This window comes from Rhodoblastus sphagnicola (assembly GCF_002937075.1).
Lineage (GTDB): Bacteria > Pseudomonadota > Alphaproteobacteria > Rhizobiales > Beijerinckiaceae > Rhodoblastus > Rhodoblastus sphagnicola.
Window position 1 is genome coordinate 136,921 of record NZ_NHSJ01000087.1, and the last position, 15,687, is coordinate 152,607.

A 15,687-nucleotide genomic window follows, 5' to 3' on the forward strand; every position below is an offset into this window, starting at 1 on the left:
ATGCCTATCAATTCGACCAAGTGCCTGTCATAAATTAATTACAAAACAGGCCACGTCAAGAAAGCGTCATCCGCAACGGATTTGCAAGCGGAATGTGAGGTTAGGTCAGCAGCGCGACCTCGCGCCGCAGGCGCCCTCAAGGAACAGATCAGGCCAGGTCGAAGAAATCCTTCATCTTCGCGAAAAAGCCCGAAGATTCCGGATGGGTCTTGTTGGTCGATTCCTGGTCGAATTCATGCAGCAGTTCCTTCTGGCGCCGGGTCAGGTTCTGCGGTGTCTCGACATTGGCCTGGATGTACAGGTCGCCAAAGTCCCTGGCGCGTAAAACCGGCATGCCCCGGCCCTTGATCTTGAACTGCCGGCCGGATTGCGTGCCCTCGTCCACCTTGATCTTGATCTCGACGCCATCGACGCCGCGCACCTTGACCTCGCCGCCGAGCGCCGCCTGCACCATGGAGATCGGCACACGGCAATAGAGGTCGGCGCCCTCGCGCTGGAAATAGGGATGCGGCTTGATCGACAGGAAGATGTAGAGATCGCCCGCCGGGCCGCCGCGCATGCCAGCCTCGCCCTCCCCGGCCAGACGGATGCGGGTGCCGTCCTCGATGCCGGCGGGAATGTTCACGGAGAGCGACCGGTCCTTGGTGACGCGGCCGGAACCCGAACAGGTGGGGCAGGGATTGTCGATCACCTCGCCGCGGCCCTGACAGCCTGGGCAGGTGCGCTCGATCGAGAAAAAGCCCTGCTGCGCCCGCACGCGACCGTGACCGCCGCAGGTCGTGCATGTCTTGGGCTTGGAGCCAGCCTTGGCGCCGCTGCCGGAGCAGGTTTCGCACGCAACGGAGGTGGGGATTTTCAGCGCCGCCGACTTGCCCCGGAACGCTTCCTCCAGCGAGACTTCCATATTGTAGCGCAGATCGGCGCCGCGCTCGCGGCCGGCCGTCCGGGCGCCGCCGCGCCGCCCACCCATCACGTCGCCGAACAGGTCGTCGAAAATATCGGCCATGGAGGCGGCGAAGCCCTCGCCCATGCCAAAGCCGCCAAAACCGGCGCCGCCCTGCTCCAAGGCGGCATGGCCGCCACGATCGTAAGCCGCGCGCTTCTGCGCGTCGGACAGGACCTGATAGGCCTCGTTGATTTCCTTGAACTTGGCTTCCGCAGTATGGTCGCCCGGATTCTTGTCCGGATGATATTGAATCGCCTGCTTGCGGAAGGCGCTTTTCAGCTCTCCTTCCGAAACGGTGCGGGCGACTCCAAGGACTTCATAGTAACAGCGCTTGGCCATAGCGGCTTGATCCAGATTCTTCGCGGCGCGCGTGACGCCTCACATTTCTCGATTTACACGTTTTCTTCTCGCGAACCGGAATCCACTTCGCTTGAAAACGCTTTTGAGTTGCGGCGAGCTAAAGCTTGCGCGCACGAAAAGCAAGCCACGCCGATCAATGAAAAGGAAAAAGCCGGCGCGGATCACGCGCCGGCCTGGGGTCAGTGACCCTTCTTGTCGTCCTTGACTTCCTTGAAGTCGGCGTCGATCACGTCCTCTTCGGGCTTGGCGGCGCCTTCGGCGCCCGCCGCCTGCTCGGCCTTGTACATGGCCTCGCCAAGCTTCATCTGCGCCTGCGCCAGTTCGTTGGTCTTGGCGGTGATCGCCTCGACATCCTCGCCTTCCAGCGCGGTCTTCAGCGCGGCGATCGCCGCCGTGATCACGCTCTTGTCGGCTTCGGAGGCCTTTTCGCCAAACTCCGCCAGTTGCTTCTCGGACGCATGGACCAGAGCCTCGCCCTGGTTCTTGGCGTCGACCAGGGCGCGGCGCGCCTTGTCCTCGGCCGCATGGGCTTCAGCGTCCTTCACCATCTTCTCGATGTCGCCTTCCGACAGGCCGCCGGAGGCCTGGATGCGGATCTGCTGCTCCTTGCCGGTCGCCTTGTCCTTGGCGGTCACCGACACGATGCCGTTGGCGTCGATGTCGAAGGTCACCTCGACTTGCGGCATGCCGCGCGGGGCCGGCGGCAGGCCGACGAGGTCGAACTGGCCGAGCGCCTTGTTGTCGGCGGCCATTTCGCGCTCGCCCTGGAACACCCGGATGGTCACCGCCGTCTGGTTGTCTTCCGCCGTGGAGAACACCTGGCTCTTCTTGGTGGGGATGGTGGTGTTGCGGTCGATCAGGCGGGTGAACACGCCGCCGAGCGTCTCAATGCCCAGCGACAGCGGGGTCACGTCGAGCAGCAGCACGTCCTTGACGTCGCCCTGCAACACGCCGGCCTGGACCGCCGCGCCGATGGCCACGACTTCATCGGGGTTGACGCCCTTGTGCGGCTCCTTGCCGAAGAACTGCTTCACCACCTCCTGGACCTTGGGCATGCGGGTCATGCCGCCGACCAGAACCACTTCGTTGATCTCGGCCGCCGACAGGCCGGCGTCCTTGAGCGCCTTCTTGCACGGCTCGATGGTGCGCTGAATCAGGTCATCGACCAGGGCCTCGTATTTGGCGCGGGTCAGTTTCAGCGTCAGATGCTTCGGGCCGGAGGCGTCGGCGGTGATATAGGGCAGGTTGATGTCGGTCTGCACCGCCGAGGACAGTTCGATCTTGGCCTTTTCCGCCGCTTCCTTCAGGCGCTGCAGGGCCAGCTTGTCCTTCTTCAGGTCGATGCCGTTGTCCTTCTTGAACTCGTCGGCAAGATATTCGACGAGGCGCATGTCGAAGTCTTCACCGCCGAGGAAGGTGTCGCCGTTGGTGGACTTCACCTCGAACACGCCGTCGCCGATTTCCAGCACCGACACGTCGAAGGTGCCGCCGCCGAGGTCATAGACTGCGATCGTGCCGGAGCCCTTCTTGTCGAGGCCATAGGCCAGGGCGGCGGCCGTCGGTTCGTTGATGATGCGCAGCACTTCGAGGCCGGCGATCTTGCCGGCGTCCTTGGTGGCCTGGCGCTGGGCGTCGTTGAAATAGGCGGGAACGGTGATGACGGCCTGGGTGACGCTCTGGCCGAGATAGGATTCCGCCGTCTCCTTCATCTTCTGGAGGGTGAAGGCGGAAATCTGCGACGGCGAATAGGTCTTGCCTGACGCCTCGACCCAGGCGTCGCCATTGCCGGCCTTGACGATCTTGTAGGGAACAAGACCCATGTCCTTCTTGGTCATCGGATCGACGAAGGTGCGGCCGATCAGACGCTTGATCGCGAAGAAGGTGTTTTCCGGATTGGTGACGGCCTGACGCTTGGCCGGCTGGCCGACGAGGCGCTCGCCGTCGTCGGTGAAAGCGATGATCGACGGCGTGGTGCGCGCGCCTTCGGCGTTTTCGATCACCTTGGGGGTCGACCCCTCCATCACCGCAACGCAGGAATTGGTGGTGCCGAGATCGATGCCGATAACTTTAGCCATTGTATATGTCCTTTCCTCGCAGAACCGCCGAACCCCGGAGCGGTCCGGCCTGGGCGTCTTTTTCGCCCGGTCCCCGACGATGTGTGAGATTGGGAGCGCGATGCGCGAATGCAAGAGCGTGGCTGATATAGGGGCGCGGATTTTTGCCCGCAAGGCGAAAGGCCAGCATTCGCCATCCGGTCGCAAAAATGTTGTAATTTCGCCACGCGGGGACCAAATTGCGCCCGAACCGGCGCAAATTTGGACGGACTTGCGAGAGTAATAGGTGTTTATTGTTTTTTTTCAGCCGCTTGGATACGAAATCCTCCCCCTGGGGCATCCTGCGCCAGAAGCGTAAACAATGCTATGGTGCATTGACTTTTTGGCCCGGCCCCTGCAATTTGAAAAAAAAGTTCACAAGTAAACTAGTAAGCAAACCAGGGAGACGTCCATTGAACTGCAATCTGTTGGCCAAGACGCTGGGAACCACCGCTCTCGTCTGCTCTTTTTCCGTCGCCGCGCAAGCCGCCGACCTGCCCAGCTCCAAGGAGCCGCTCGCGCCGCCGCCCGTGGCCGAGACCTTCCTGCCCTTCTTCGTGAAGGGCGGCTTCACCTATGCGATCAACGAGTCGCGCTCGAAACTCTACACCCCGCGTGGCGACACGGGCCTGAACGCGACGATCTCCGACGTCGCCACCTTCGGCTACGAATTCGGCTGGTTCGTAACGAAGAACATCTCGATCAACGTTTCCGGCGGTATTCCGCTGACCGCCACAGACAAGACCAAAGGTACTTACCCCTTCCTGCCCAGCGGCACGAACCTGACGACGCTTTTGCCCGCGCTGGTTCCCATCACCGTCGTCTATCACCTCGACAATTTCGGCGCGTTCCAGCCCTATGCCGGCGTCGGCGTCGCGCCCGGTTTCTCGTTCGAAAACAAAAACGCCTATCTCAGGGACGTCAGGGTGAGCGGCGCGCTCAACACCGTTGTCAAGTTCGGCTTCGACTACATGCTGAACCAGCATTGGGGCGTGAGCTTCGACGTGACGAAGGCTTTCGCCTATCTTGAGGGTCGCGGCATCGTCAATTCCGGCCCGTACCGAAACGTCACGGTGGTCCAGCACGCCCATTTCAACCCCTGGCTGCTGTCGACCGCCATTGTCTATCGCTTCGGCCTGTCGGACATCGGGCTCGGAAGCGAGGTCGTCGCCAAATACTGAGCCGCGCCCGGCTTTGCTCCAGGCCCTCCGGACGCCGGGGGGCTTTCTTCATCGGGCGCGACGGCATGAAGTCATCCTTGATCGAAGTCGTTTCGTGATGCGCGCCTTTCTCCTGATTTTCGCCCTGGTCCTCGCGCCTCTGTCGGCGCAGGCGCAACTCGCCCTGCCCGGCGCGGTCGCGCCGACGCCCGAGGGCGAGAGCATGGCGCCGCCAAAGCCCCACGCCGCCCCGCGCAAGACGGAAGGGGCCGGCCCGGTTTCCCGGCCGAAGCCCCCGGCGGAGAGCGCCATTCTCGGCCAGACCCTCAGCCTCAACGGGACGCGCGGCGTGCTGACCGTCGAGAAGACTGGCGACGACTTGCGGGTGACCCGGCTTGTGCTCGCCGGAGCGAAAGTCTCCCATCCCAACCAGTCCTGCGAAGTGGCGATGGGGGACGACGGGCCGATCACGCTGAAGGCGCTGGGCGCGCCCGACGGCGCCACCCGATACGAACTGCAATCCTCCGTCTGCCCGATGCTGCTCGACCTGCTCGGCGGCGCCCTGCGCGTCAGCACGCCGTTCGGCGCCTGCGTCTTCATGCAGGCCGATTGCCGCGCCGATGTCAGCGGCCTCTGGGGGCCGCCCGCCGCCTCGTTCAGCGAAAGCCAGATCAAGACCTTTGAACGCGAACGCGCCGGACTGGAGAAGTCCACGCAGGCGCGTTTCCGCGATTTATTGAATAAATTCAAGAAGAAGCCCGATCTCGCCCGGCTGCTTGTCAAGGACCAGGCCGATTTCGGCGCGTCGCGCTCGAAAACCTGCCGCGATTACGACAAGGAGGAGACGCACGGCTTCTGCGCCCTGCGGCTGACCGAGGCCCGCGACCTCGCGCTGCACGCGCGCCTCGCCGACGACGCCGGCGACAGGAAGGCGGAGAAGGGCGCAGCCGAGAAAAACACGCGCAAGGCGGCGCCGAGAAAACCCGCTGCGGCGCCTCGCCCCACCACTCTTGCGCCCGCCGCCGCGCCAACCGCGCAGCCCGGGCTGTATTGAGAGCGGCGCCGCCAACAGCTCTCCTTGACCCCGTCGCAACGCCAGCCGGCCGCGGAAAATGTTGCCGCCCTTCACTTCGTTTCGGCTAGAGTGCGGTCATCGTCACCTTAGAGCGCGATGCGTTTCCACGGAAACGCATCGCGCTCCAGAGTCTTCGTTTTCGCATGATCTTTTCCAAAAACCGGTGTCCACTTTTTGGGATCATGCTCTTGGGGGAACGCTGAAATGGTTTTGCTCGTCCTTGGTCTGATTCTCTTTCTGGGATCGCATCTCATCCCGACCTTTCCCGCCGCCCGCGAAGGCTTGATCACGCGGTTCGGTCTAAACGGCTACAAAGGCGTCGTCACACTCCCCGCCTTCGCCGGCATGATCCTGATCGTTTTCGGCGCCAGCGCTTTGCGCGGGTCGCCCGCCGACGCGCAACTGTGGACGCCGCCACATTGGACGAAGCATTTGACCTTCGTGCTGATGTTCGTCTCGTTCGTGCTGCTCGCCGCCGCGAATTTCCCCTCGAAAATCCGCGACGCGGTCAAACATCCGATGGTCGCCGCCATCGCGGTCTGGGCGCTGGCGCATCTCCTCGCCAACGGCGATCTTTTGTCGCTGCTGCTGTTCGGCTCGTTCCTGGTCTATGCGGTTTACGACCGCCTGTCCGTGACCGCGCGCGGCGTGGCGCTGAAAGCCCCGGCGACCGGCCTTGGCGGCGACATCAAGGCGCTCGTCGCCGGCGGCATCCTCTGGGCCGTGACCCTGTTCTGGCTCCACGCCTGGGCGGGCGCGCCGCTGCTGTAAGTTTCGTGGACCGCCCTCGCCTTCGAGACGCCTGCTGACGCAGGCTCCTCAGGGCGAGGGCTACTCATGCAGGTTTCAAACCCTTATGTTTCGGTTAGCCCTCACCCTGAGGAAGCCGCGCAGCGGCTGTCTCGAAGGGCGAGGGCGGCCCCAAGGGTGTTTCACCACCCTCCCATCACGACACAGCCAGCGCGCCGTCGCCTTGCAGCGTCGTCCGCGCCTCGTGCCAGGCGGCGAGCGTGGAGCGGTGGCCGATCGAGACCAGAGTGGTCATGGGCAGGCGTTCGGCCAGGATTTGGTAGATCGCGGCTTCCGTCTCCTCGTCGAGCGAGGCGGTCGCCTCGTCCAGCAGCAACCATTCCGGCTTGGCCAGCAAAGCGCGGGCGATGGCCAGCCGCTGCTGCTCGCCGCCCGAGAGCCGCAGCCCCCAATTGTCGCTTTCGTCCAGTTTTTCCGCCAGCTGCGGCAGGCGCGCGTCGATCAGAGCGGCCTTGATCGCCGCGTCGCCATATTTTTCCGGCTCGGCCGGATAGGCCGCCGCATCGCGCAGCGGACCGATCGGCAGATAGGGTTTTTGCGGCAGCAGCATCACCTTGTCGGAGGGGAGATCGACCTCGCCCGCGCCATAGGGCCACAGACCCGACAGCGCCCGGAACAAAGTGGACTTGCCGGCGCCGGACGGTCCGGTGACCAGCAGGTTCCGTCCCCGCCGCACCGCCAGATCGACATCGCGCAGCAACACCCGGCCGTCGGGCAGGGCAATGGTCGCGCCGCGCAGGCCGAGCGAGTCCGCGTGCGCGACCTTGAAGCCGGCCGGCGTCCGCGCGGCCTCGATGGCGGCGTCGAAACCGGTGAGACGGTTGAGCACCGCGCCGAAGCCGGCCAGCGAGGTGTAATAATTAATGAAGAAGGTCAGCGCGCCCTCGACATGGCCGAATGCGGAGGCCGTCTGGGTCATCACCCCCAGCGCGATCTTGCCGGAGAAATAGAACGGCGCGGCGAAGACGTAGGGGATGATCGGGCTGAGCTGGCCGTACAGGCTGGTGAAGGCGGTGAGTTTCTTGCGCTGGTCGACCAGTTCGAGATAGTTGCCGATCAGCGCGCCGAATTTCTCCTTGAGGCTGGCGGCCTCGGCCTTCTCGCCCTTCAGCAGCGCCACCTGCTCGCTATATTCACGCAAGCGCGCCAGCGAGAAGCGGAAATCCGCCTCGACCTTCTGTCGCGTGAACAGGATGCGCGCCAGCGGGCGACCGATCAGGTGGGTGATCGCCGTGCCCGTGCCCGCGTAAAGCAGCGCCACCCAGAACAGCATGCCGGGAAAGGCGAAGTCGGTGCCGGGAAGGGTGAAATTGGCGGACAGCCCCCAAAGCAGGATGGCGAACGACACCAGCGACGACAGCGTCGAGATCAGCATGATCGAATAATTGTAGACGCCGAAGCCATAAGTGCCGCCCTCGGCGCCGCCATCGATGAAGCGCGCCACATCTTCGGAAATACGCTGGTCCGGGTTGTCGGCCCCGTCGGAGGCCAGCGACATGCGGTAATGAGCATGGCCGGACAGCCAGTGGGAAATGTAGAATTGCGTCAGCCAACGGCGCCAGCGGATGACGAGATAGGAGGTCACCACGAATTCGATCACCGCGCTGGCGACATAGATGAAGGCCCAGGGCGTGAACACGAACAGCAGCAGGTGCCAAAATTCCGGGCCGTTCTTCTCCTGGATGGCGTTGAAAAAATCGCGGTTGAAGAAATTCAGCCGCACCGAAATCGCCACCTGCGCCTGGTTGATCAGGACCAGGAAGACCACCATGCCCGTCGCCAGCGCCCGCTCGGTCGTCTTGAAGAGAATCGGGCCGTAGCCCGCCACGGTCGGGGCGACGGCGTGAAAATAGCGGTCGGCGATGCGGGTGAGCCGGCGCACCACCGGCAGATGCGAAACCGCGAACACCAGAACGGCGAACACCGCCACGGTGAGCGGCAGGGTCGAGGGGATCGGCGCCTCCGCCAGCATTTTTGGCCAATAGCCGAAGCGGTTGGCGAAGTCGCACAGGCCGAACGCGATGATCTCGACCGAAAACAGCGCGATGAAAATCTTCAGGAACAGCGACACCGGGGCGCTGCGCCAGCAGCACAGGGCGGCGACCAGACTGAAGCCGCCGAGCAGCTCCAGGATGGCGTCGCCTTGCCCGATGCCGAGACCGATGGCGACGAGAGCGAAGACAGCGACGGCGAGGCCCAGAATTTTCATGCGAGTCCTTGGATCGGATCGAAACGGGGGGATCGAAACGGGCGGGAAGCGCGAATTAGCGCAGCCCCCAGGCGGAATTGCGACTTAAATTTTCGTCATGCGGCCGGCGCGGGCGGGCCAAGGATTCGCCGCGCCTCCGCCTCGTCGCGCCGGATTTGCTCCAGCATGACGTCGAGCGAGGCGAATTTTTCCTCCCTGCGCAGGAAGGCGAGAAAAAACACCTCGATCTCCTTGCCGTAGAGATTGCCGTCGAAGTCGAAAATGTGGATTTCCAGCAGCGGCGGGCCATTGTCCACCGTCGGCCGCCGCCCGAAACTGGCGACGCCTTTCAACCGGCCGCCGTCGACCTCGACCTCGACCGCATAGATGGCGTGGCGCAGCCCGCAGGTCTCGTCGAGCGCGAGATTGGCGGTGGGATAGCCCAGCGTCCGCCCGAGCTTGGCGCCGTGAATCACCTCGCCCGTGACCGACCAGGGATGTCCCAGCAGGGCGGCGGCGGCCGCGACATCGCCCGATACGAGCGCCTCGCGCGTGGCCGTCGAGGACACGGCCTCGATCGAACCCTGCTCGTCGGCTGTGACCTTTTCGACAATTTCGACGGTCAGGCCCAGTTCCGCGCCGCGTGTGCGCAGGAAGGCGGGCGTGCCCGCGCGCTTGGCGCCGAAATGGAAATCATAGCCGACCACAACAGCCGCCGCGCCGAGCCGGCGCAGCAGAATTTCGCTCAGGAAGGCTTCCGCGTCGAGCCCGGCCAGCTTGGCGTCGAAACTCATCACCACCATGCCGTCGAGACCGAGTTCGCGCAGCCGGTGCGCCTTGGCGTCGCGCGAGGTCAGCCGGAAGATGGTGGGCGCGCCGGCGAAGAAATCGGCGGGATGCGGCTCGAAGGTCAACACGACGCAGGGACGCCCGAGTTTTCGCGCCAAATCCCTGGCGCGGAAAATCACCGCGCGGTGGCCGCGATGCACGCCGTCGAAATTGCCGATGGCGACGACGGCGCCCGCGAGCCCCGGCGGCGGCGCCTCGGGATCGACGCTGACAACGAATTTTTCCGATTTCGCCATGATTCCATCCGGCTGACGATTTGCGTCGGCGCCTTTTAACCGGCGCCAACGCCCGACCGTCAAGCCCGATGCGAAAATCAGGCCTTGGCGACGTCCTTCGGCGCCGGCGCCTTCCGCGCGGGCACTTTGACCAGCGCCTCGCCCTCCAGCACGGGCTTGCCGGCGACGGTCGCGAGGCAATATAACTTGCAGCGCGTTCCCCGCTCGATCAGTTCGGCCACTTCGACGGAAACGATCACCTCGTCGCCGATATGCACCGGCCCCTTGAAATCGAGGCTCTGGTGCAGGTAGATCGCGCCGGGACCGGGCATGTGTGTGCCGATGATCGCGGAAATCAGGCTGGCGGTGAACAGGCCATGGGCGACGCGCTTGCCGAACTGGGTCTGCGCGGCGAAATCGTCGTCGAGATGCAGCGGATTGTGGTCGCCCGACAGATGCGCGAAGCTCACGATATCGTCATGCGTGACCGTCTTGCTGATGGTTTCGCGCATGCCGAGGCACAAATCCTCGAAATAATAGGTTTTCCACTTCGCGGTCATCGGACTCCCTCTTGTTCAGCCCGCAGCAAAGCGCGCGCGTGGGCGCATGTCCATTGGCCGAAGGGAGTGGCCGAAGGGAGGCGTCACCAGGCCAGCCGGCCCATGTAGAAGGTCGGCGGCCTGTCCTGATCGGCGAAAAACTGTTTCAGCGCCTCGGCGTCGAGCGCGCCGTCGCGACCATGAAAATCCTCGCGGTGGATGCCGGTGGTGATCCAGACACAATCCATGCCCATGTTTTGCGCGCCGGCGATGTCGGTGTGCATGGCGTCGCCGATGGCCAGGACGCGGGCGGGATCGAGCGAGACGCCATGCGCCTTCTCCAGCATGGCGAGCGCCGCGCGATAGATCGGGGCGTAGGGCTTGCCGGACTGCTCGACCGCGCCGCCCAATTGTTCGTAACGCTCGGCGAGCGCGCCGGCGCAATACACCAGTTGATTGCCGCGATAGACCACCAGATCGGGATTGGCGCAGACCATCGGCAGGTCTTTCGCCCGACAGGCGTTCAAGACCGCCTCATAGTCGGCGGGGGTCTCGACGGTGTCCTCGACCAACCCGGTGCAGACGACGAATCCGGCCTCGTCCAGGGCGACGGGCCTGATCTCGACGCCGGCCATGCGGGAGGCGGCGTCGTAAAGCGGCAGGTCGCGGTCGGGGCCAATCTGGAAGGGCTTGGACGGCAGGCGGCTGGCGATGGCGCGGGCGGACACGTCGCCGGAGGTGGCGATGGCGTCGTAGCAATCGGGCGCGACGCCCAGTTCGGTGAGTTGCGCCGCCACCTCGTAATCCGGGCGCGGCGCGTTGGTGACCAGCGCCACCGCCTTCCCGGTTTTCCGCAAGGCGCGCAGGGCCTGCGCCGCCGCCGGAAACGCCTTGGCGCCGTCGTGCAGCACGCCCCAGATGTCGCACAAAATGGCGTCGTAGCGTTCGGCGATCGCCGAAAGCCCGGCGAGTCCAGTGGCGGGGCTTGGCGGCGTGTCTGTTGGGCGGCGGTCGGTCATGACCTGCGGCTAGCCGCCGCAGCCGCCCAAGTCAATGCTAATCGTGTCAACTTTTATCGTTGCAGCGTCGGCGCGCCGCTGGCGATGGTCGAGGCGCAGGTCGCCGTCACCTTGAAGAAGAAGTCGCGGTTGGCGCTAATCTTCCCAGGAATGACAGGTCGTCCTCGGCATGTTCGCGCCGCTCGTACAGACGTTGATTTTCAGGCAAAGTTTTACAGTTAAATTTTTATAAGATCGTGATGATCTCTACATTACTTTGCGTCAATCACACAAAACTTTCTCCTGCAAGGACTGGCGGCGTCTGCTTCATGGATGTCTCGCCTAATCGGGGGAGCGTGAGCGTCGCTCCTTGGCGCCGCACGCTCTTGTCTCGACGCCCCGCCCCGCCTATGAAGCCGCAAACAGGAAAACACCCATGCCCCCCGCCAAAACCTCCCTCGTCAAAGCCCGACTGCCGCGCGGATTCGTCGATCGCGGCGCCGACGAGATCGGCGCGGTCGGCGCCATGCTCGACGCCATCCGCGAGGTTTACGAACTGTTCGGGTTCGAGGCGGTCGAGACTCCGACCGTGGAATTCACCGAGGCGCTGGGGAAATTCCTGCCCGATCAGGACCGGCCCAATGCCGGCGTGTTCTCGTTCCAGGACGATGACGAGCAATGGCTGTCGCTGCGCTACGACCTGACCGCCCCGCTCGCCCGCCATTTCGCCGAAAACTTTGAATCCCTGCCCAAGCCCTATCGCTCCTATCGCTCCGGCTTCGTGTTCCGCAATGAGAAGCCGGGTCCGGGCCGCTTCCGCCAGTTCATGCAGTTCGACGCCGATACGGTCGGCTCGGCCAGCCCGGCCGCCGACGCCGAATTGTGCATGATGGCGGCGGACACGCTGGAAAAGCTCGGCATCGCGCGCGGCGACTACCTTCTCAAAATCAACAACCGCAAAATTCTCGACGGCGTGATGGAGGTGATCGGCCTCGGCGGCGAGGACGAGGCTTTGCGCCGGCTGGTGGTTTTACGCGCGATCGACAAGCTCGACCGTCTCGGTCCGCCGGGCGTGCGCGACCTGCTCGGCGCCGGGCGCAAGGACGAATCCGGCGATTTCACCAAGGGCGCCCAGCTCGCCCCGGAGGCGATAGAAACCGTGCTCGCCTTCACGGCGTCCCGGCGCGGCAACAACGCCCAGACGCTGGAGGCGCTGGCCGCCCTGGTCGCCGCCTCGCCGCGCGGCCAGGAGGGCGTGGAGGAGCTTCGCGCCATGGATGCGCTGGCCAAGGCCTGCGGCTACAATGAAAACCGGCTGCTGATCGACCCCTCGGTGGTGCGCGGGCTGGAATATTACACCGGCCCGGTGTTTGAGGCCGAACTCACCTTTACAGCGAAAGACGACAAGGGCCAGCCGATCCGCTTCGGCTCCGTCGGCGGCGGCGGCCGCTACGACGGTCTCATTGGCCGCTTCCGCAGCGAGAATGCGCCGGCGACCGGCTTTTCCATCGGCGTGTCCCGCCTGTTCGCCGCGTTGAAAGCCATTGATTCGCCTCTGGTCGCGGCCAGGCCGCATCGAGGCCCGGTGGTGGTGCTGGTGATGGACCGCGACCACCTCGCCCATTACCAGACCCTGGTCGCCCAGTTGCGCGAGGCGGGCGTGCGCGCGGAGCTTTATCTCGGCGGCGCCGGCATGAAGGCGCAGATGAAATATGCCGACAAGCGCCACAGCCCCTGCGTGATCATCCAGGGCTCCAACGAGCGCGATAAAGGCGAGGTCCAGATCAAGGATCTGATCGAAGGCGCCCAGGCCGCGGCGGCCATCGGCTCCAACGAGGAATGGAAGGCGGCGCGTCCCGCGCAGATTTCCGTCAGCGAACAAGATATGGTCGTGAGCGTGCAGGAAATTCTCAGCCGCCACGGCCTCTGACCGATTGGAGACATATATGCGTCGCATTGCTCTCGCCGTCCTGTTCGCCGCGCAAGCCTGCGCCGGCGCCGCGCTCGCCGAAACCCGCTGCGGCTGGGTGGTCAATCCCACGCCGGGCAATTGGTGGCTCACCGACAGCAAGGGCGAGTGGATCATGATGACGCAGGGCGTGGATCGCGACCCCGGCATGGACCGTATTCCCGACACTGCCGGGCGCAATTGGGTGGAGACGAATTCGGGCGGTCATGGTTACGGCTGCGGCTGCATGGGCGGCGCATATGACGCCAAGACCAAGATGGTGACGAAGATCGCGAGCTTCGCCTGGAAGCCGCTGTCGGCCTGCCGCAAGGACAAAGGACTGAAAGCGCCGGAGTGAACGCGCGCGTTCACTCTTGTCTGCGAAAGAAAGTGCTTTCCGTGCGCAATCTTGCTAAAGCGATCCCAAATTTGGGGCGGAGCGGGGAATGAGCGCCGGTCAGGACAATGAAACCTTTCTGCGGAAACTGGAGGCTGCCGGCTATCGCGCCCGCGATCCCGCCATCCTGCAACCCGCATCCGTCTTTCTGGACCTGTCCGGCGAGGACATGCGCGGCAGGCTGCTGCTGACCTCCGACGGCGCGCGGGAATATTGCCTGCGCCCGGAATTCACCATTCCGCTGTCGCTGGCCTATCTCGCCTCGCCCGAGGCCGGAGAACCCGCCGCCCTTTGCGCCTGCGGCCCGGTGTTCCGGCTCGGCGCGGGCGCAAAACCCGAATTCATCCAGGCGGGCCTGGAAAATTTCGGACGCGCCGACCGCGAAGCCGCCGACGCCGAAATTCTGGCCTTGGCGCTGGAGACCGCGGGTCCGGGTCCATGGCGCGTGCGGATGGGCGACGCCTCGCTGGTTTCGGCCCTGCTCGAAAAACTCGAACTGCCGGCCGTCTGGCTGCGGCGCATCCACGCCGGCCTCGCCAAGGGCCAGGCCCTCGGCGAGATCTTTAATCCCAGGCGCGACCACTCCGATCATTCCGGCGTGCTGGCGGCGCTCGACGGCGCCGACAAGGCCGGCGCGCGCGCCCTGGTCGAAGATCTGTTGAAAATCGCCGACATATCGGCGCTTGGCGGCCGCACGGCGAACGAAATCGCCGAACGCTTCCTCGAACAGGCGGAACTGCGCTCCAGCGCCGGTCTCGACGCCGCCAAGCGCGGTCTGCTCGAACAATTCTTCGCCATTTCCGGACAGCCGGATCAGGCCTCCGCGCAGTTGCGCGCCCTGTTCGCCGCCGCGCAACTCGACCTCACGGTGGAAATGAACGCCTTCGACCAGCGCCTGAATTTTCTGGCTGCGCGCGGCATCGACCTGAATACGCTGGAATATTCGGCCGGCTTCGCGCGCAACCTCGATTATTACACCGGCTTTGTGTTCGAGGCCTCGAAAGGCGGCGATCCCGTCATTGGCGGCGGGCGCTACGACCGGCTGCTCTCGACCCTCGGCGCGAAAGAAGACATTCCGGCGGTCGGCGCCGCGATATGGATGGAGCGGCTGTGACGGGAGACCATGACGTGAGCGAAAAACTCGTTCTGGCGGTTCCCTCGAAAGGCCGCCTTCAGGAAAACGCCAACGCCTTCTTCGCCCGCGCCGGCCTCGCCGTGCAGCAGGCGCGCGGCGCGCGCGATTATCGCGGCGTGCTGGCCGGCGTGGACGATGTCGAAGTGGCGTTCTTGTCCGCGTCCGAAATCGTGCGGAACCTCGCCTCCGGCGCCGTGCATTTCGGCGTCACCGGCGAGGATCTGGTGGTGGAGGCCGAGGCGCGGGGCAAGGTCGAGTTGCTGACAAAACTCGGCTTCGGCCACGCCAATGTCGTGGTCGCCGTGCCGCAGGCCTGGATCGACGTGCGCGACATGGACGATCTCGACGACGTCGCCATGGGTTTTCGCGCCCGCCGTGGCGCGCGGATGCGGGTGGCGACCAAATATGTCAACACCACCCGCGCCTTCTTCCGAGATCACGGCGTGACGGACTACCACATCGTCGAGAGCCTCGGCGCCACCGAAGGCGCGCCCGCCGCCGGACAGGCGGAGGTCATCGTGGACATCACCTCCACCGGCGCCACGCTGGTCGCCAACGGTTTGAAGGTGCTGGACGACGGGGTGATTCTGCGCTCCGAGGCCAATCTGGTCGCCTCGCTGGCCGCGCCGTGGACCCCGAACTTGCGCGAGGTTGCGCGAAAAATTCTGGCGCGGATCGCGGCGGAGGAAGAGGCCCGCACCACCCGCGAACTGGTGGCGACCCTCCACGCGGAGCCGGAAGGTTTCGCGGAAAAACTCGACGGGTTCGGCGCAAGATTGCGCCGCCGCAACGCCGATGGCCGCATCACCATGTTCGCCGCCAAGGCGCAGGCTCCGGCCCTGGCCGACTGGCTGGTCGGCCAGGGCGCGGAAGACGTGATCGTGCGCCAGAGCGATTATGTCTTCACGGCGAAGAACCCGCTCTACGAAAAACTGGTCGCGCGCCTCGGCGCGTGAGCGCGGGGGTCCTGAAAG

The 15,687-nt window shown here is 64.6% G+C and carries 13 protein-coding genes; 7 read left to right on the plus strand and 6 right to left on the minus strand.

Features of this window, described 5'->3' with window-relative positions:
* Positions 1-148: 148 nt before the first annotated feature.
* Both dnaJ and dnaK read right to left on the minus strand, forming a co-directional pair.
* Positions 149-1,285 carry a molecular chaperone DnaJ gene (gene dnaJ, locus CCR94_RS14555; protein WP_104508558.1) on the minus strand — a complete coding sequence of 379 codons (1,137 nt, stop codon included), beginning with the start codon at positions 1,283-1,285 and terminating at the stop codon, positions 149-151.
* A gap of 200 nt (positions 1,286-1,485) precedes the next feature.
* The gene (gene dnaK, locus CCR94_RS14565; RefSeq protein WP_104508560.1) at positions 1,486-3,381 is read right to left on the minus strand and encodes a molecular chaperone DnaK; all 1,896 of its coding nucleotides are present in this window, start codon (positions 3,379-3,381) and stop codon (positions 1,486-1,488) included.
* A gap of 431 nt (positions 3,382-3,812) precedes the next feature.
* Between dnaK and CCR94_RS14570 the strand changes: the two genes are divergently transcribed.
* The 3 genes from CCR94_RS14570 to CCR94_RS14580 all read left to right on the plus strand — a co-directional run bounded on the left by CCR94_RS14570 (position 3,813) and on the right by CCR94_RS14580 (position 6,405).
* The gene (locus CCR94_RS14570; RefSeq protein ID WP_158254768.1) at positions 3,813-4,580 is read left to right on the plus strand and encodes an OmpW/AlkL family protein; all 768 of its coding nucleotides are present in this window, start codon (positions 3,813-3,815) and stop codon (positions 4,578-4,580) included.
* A 97-nt stretch (positions 4,581-4,677) separates the two neighbouring features.
* On the plus strand, positions 4,678-5,613 hold the full coding sequence (locus tag CCR94_RS14575) for a hypothetical protein (RefSeq protein WP_104508562.1): 936 nt from the start codon (positions 4,678-4,680) through the stop codon (positions 5,611-5,613).
* 225 nt (positions 5,614-5,838) lie between these two features.
* Entirely contained in the window at positions 5,839-6,405 is a 567-nt protein-coding gene (locus CCR94_RS14580) for an NnrU family protein (protein ID WP_104508563.1), read from the plus strand.
* Between the two features lie 175 nt (positions 6,406-6,580).
* Here CCR94_RS14580 and CCR94_RS14585 read toward each other — a convergent pair whose 3' ends face one another.
* The 4 genes from CCR94_RS14585 to CCR94_RS14600 all read right to left on the minus strand — a co-directional run bounded on the left by CCR94_RS14585 (position 6,581) and on the right by CCR94_RS14600 (position 11,254).
* A complete protein-coding gene (locus CCR94_RS14585) occupies positions 6,581-8,653 on the minus strand; it encodes an ABC transporter ATP-binding protein/permease (RefSeq protein WP_104508564.1) in 2,073 nt (690 codons plus the stop codon).
* Between the two features lie 95 nt (positions 8,654-8,748).
* Entirely contained in the window at positions 8,749-9,717 is a 969-nt protein-coding gene (locus CCR94_RS14590) for a bifunctional riboflavin kinase/FAD synthetase (protein WP_104508565.1), read from the minus strand.
* A gap of 77 nt (positions 9,718-9,794) precedes the next feature.
* Positions 9,795-10,256, minus strand: a complete 462-nt coding sequence (locus CCR94_RS14595; RefSeq protein ID WP_104508566.1) for a MaoC family dehydratase — start codon at positions 10,254-10,256, stop codon at positions 9,795-9,797.
* An 83-nt stretch (positions 10,257-10,339) separates the two neighbouring features.
* Complete coding sequence (locus CCR94_RS14600) at positions 10,340-11,254, minus strand: TIGR01459 family HAD-type hydrolase (protein WP_104508567.1); 915 nt, start codon at positions 11,252-11,254, stop codon at positions 10,340-10,342.
* 415 nt (positions 11,255-11,669) lie between these two features.
* Here CCR94_RS14600 and hisS point away from each other — a divergent pair, with 415 nt between their 5' ends.
* From hisS to hisG, 4 genes are all read left to right on the plus strand, one after another.
* Positions 11,670-13,163 carry a histidine--tRNA ligase gene (gene hisS / locus CCR94_RS14605; RefSeq protein WP_104508568.1) on the plus strand — a complete coding sequence of 498 codons (1,494 nt, stop codon included), beginning with the start codon at positions 11,670-11,672 and terminating at the stop codon, positions 13,161-13,163.
* A 16-nt stretch (positions 13,164-13,179) separates the two neighbouring features.
* The gene (locus CCR94_RS14610; RefSeq protein WP_104508569.1) at positions 13,180-13,539 is read left to right on the plus strand and encodes a DUF4087 domain-containing protein; all 360 of its coding nucleotides are present in this window, start codon (positions 13,180-13,182) and stop codon (positions 13,537-13,539) included.
* A gap of 88 nt (positions 13,540-13,627) precedes the next feature.
* Complete coding sequence (locus tag CCR94_RS14615; RefSeq protein WP_104508570.1) at positions 13,628-14,692, plus strand: ATP phosphoribosyltransferase regulatory subunit; 1,065 nt, start codon at positions 13,628-13,630, stop codon at positions 14,690-14,692.
* Entirely contained in the window at positions 14,674-15,669 is a 996-nt protein-coding gene (hisG, locus tag CCR94_RS14620; RefSeq protein ID WP_104508571.1) for an ATP phosphoribosyltransferase, read from the plus strand. Before CCR94_RS14615 ends, hisG begins: the two co-directional genes overlap by 19 nt.
* Positions 15,670-15,687: the final 18 nt, after the last annotated feature.

What these genes read in the sequence shown, in the direction of transcription:
- CCR94_RS14590 (WP_104508565.1), bottom strand. Translation starts at nt 9,717, where the DNA reads ATGGCGAAATCGGAAAAATTCGTTGTCAGCGTCGATCCCGAGGCGCCG.
- CCR94_RS14585 (WP_104508564.1), bottom strand. Translation starts at nt 8,653, where the DNA reads ATGAAAATTCTGGGCCTCGCCGTCGCTGTCTTCGCTCTCGTCGCCATC.
- hisS (WP_104508568.1), top strand. Translation starts at nt 11,670, where the DNA reads ATGCCCCCCGCCAAAACCTCCCTCGTCAAAGCCCGACTGCCGCGCGGA.
- CCR94_RS14610 (WP_104508569.1), top strand. Translation starts at nt 13,180, where the DNA reads ATGCGTCGCATTGCTCTCGCCGTCCTGTTCGCCGCGCAAGCCTGCGCC.
- CCR94_RS14580 (WP_104508563.1), top strand. Translation starts at nt 5,839, where the DNA reads ATGGTTTTGCTCGTCCTTGGTCTGATTCTCTTTCTGGGATCGCATCTC.
- CCR94_RS14595 (WP_104508566.1), bottom strand. Translation starts at nt 10,256, where the DNA reads ATGACCGCGAAGTGGAAAACCTATTATTTCGAGGATTTGTGCCTCGGC.
- dnaJ (WP_104508558.1), bottom strand. Translation starts at nt 1,285, where the DNA reads ATGGCCAAGCGCTGTTACTATGAAGTCCTTGGAGTCGCCCGCACCGTT.
- CCR94_RS14615 (WP_104508570.1), top strand. Translation starts at nt 13,628, where the DNA reads ATGAGCGCCGGTCAGGACAATGAAACCTTTCTGCGGAAACTGGAGGCT.
- dnaK (WP_104508560.1), bottom strand. Translation starts at nt 3,381, where the DNA reads ATGGCTAAAGTTATCGGCATCGATCTCGGCACCACCAATTCCTGCGTT.
- CCR94_RS14575 (WP_104508562.1), top strand. Translation starts at nt 4,678, where the DNA reads ATGCGCGCCTTTCTCCTGATTTTCGCCCTGGTCCTCGCGCCTCTGTCG.
- CCR94_RS14600 (WP_104508567.1), bottom strand. Translation starts at nt 11,254, where the DNA reads ATGACCGACCGCCGCCCAACAGACACGCCGCCAAGCCCCGCCACTGGA.
- hisG (WP_104508571.1), top strand. Translation starts at nt 14,674, where the DNA reads ATGGATGGAGCGGCTGTGACGGGAGACCATGACGTGAGCGAAAAACTC.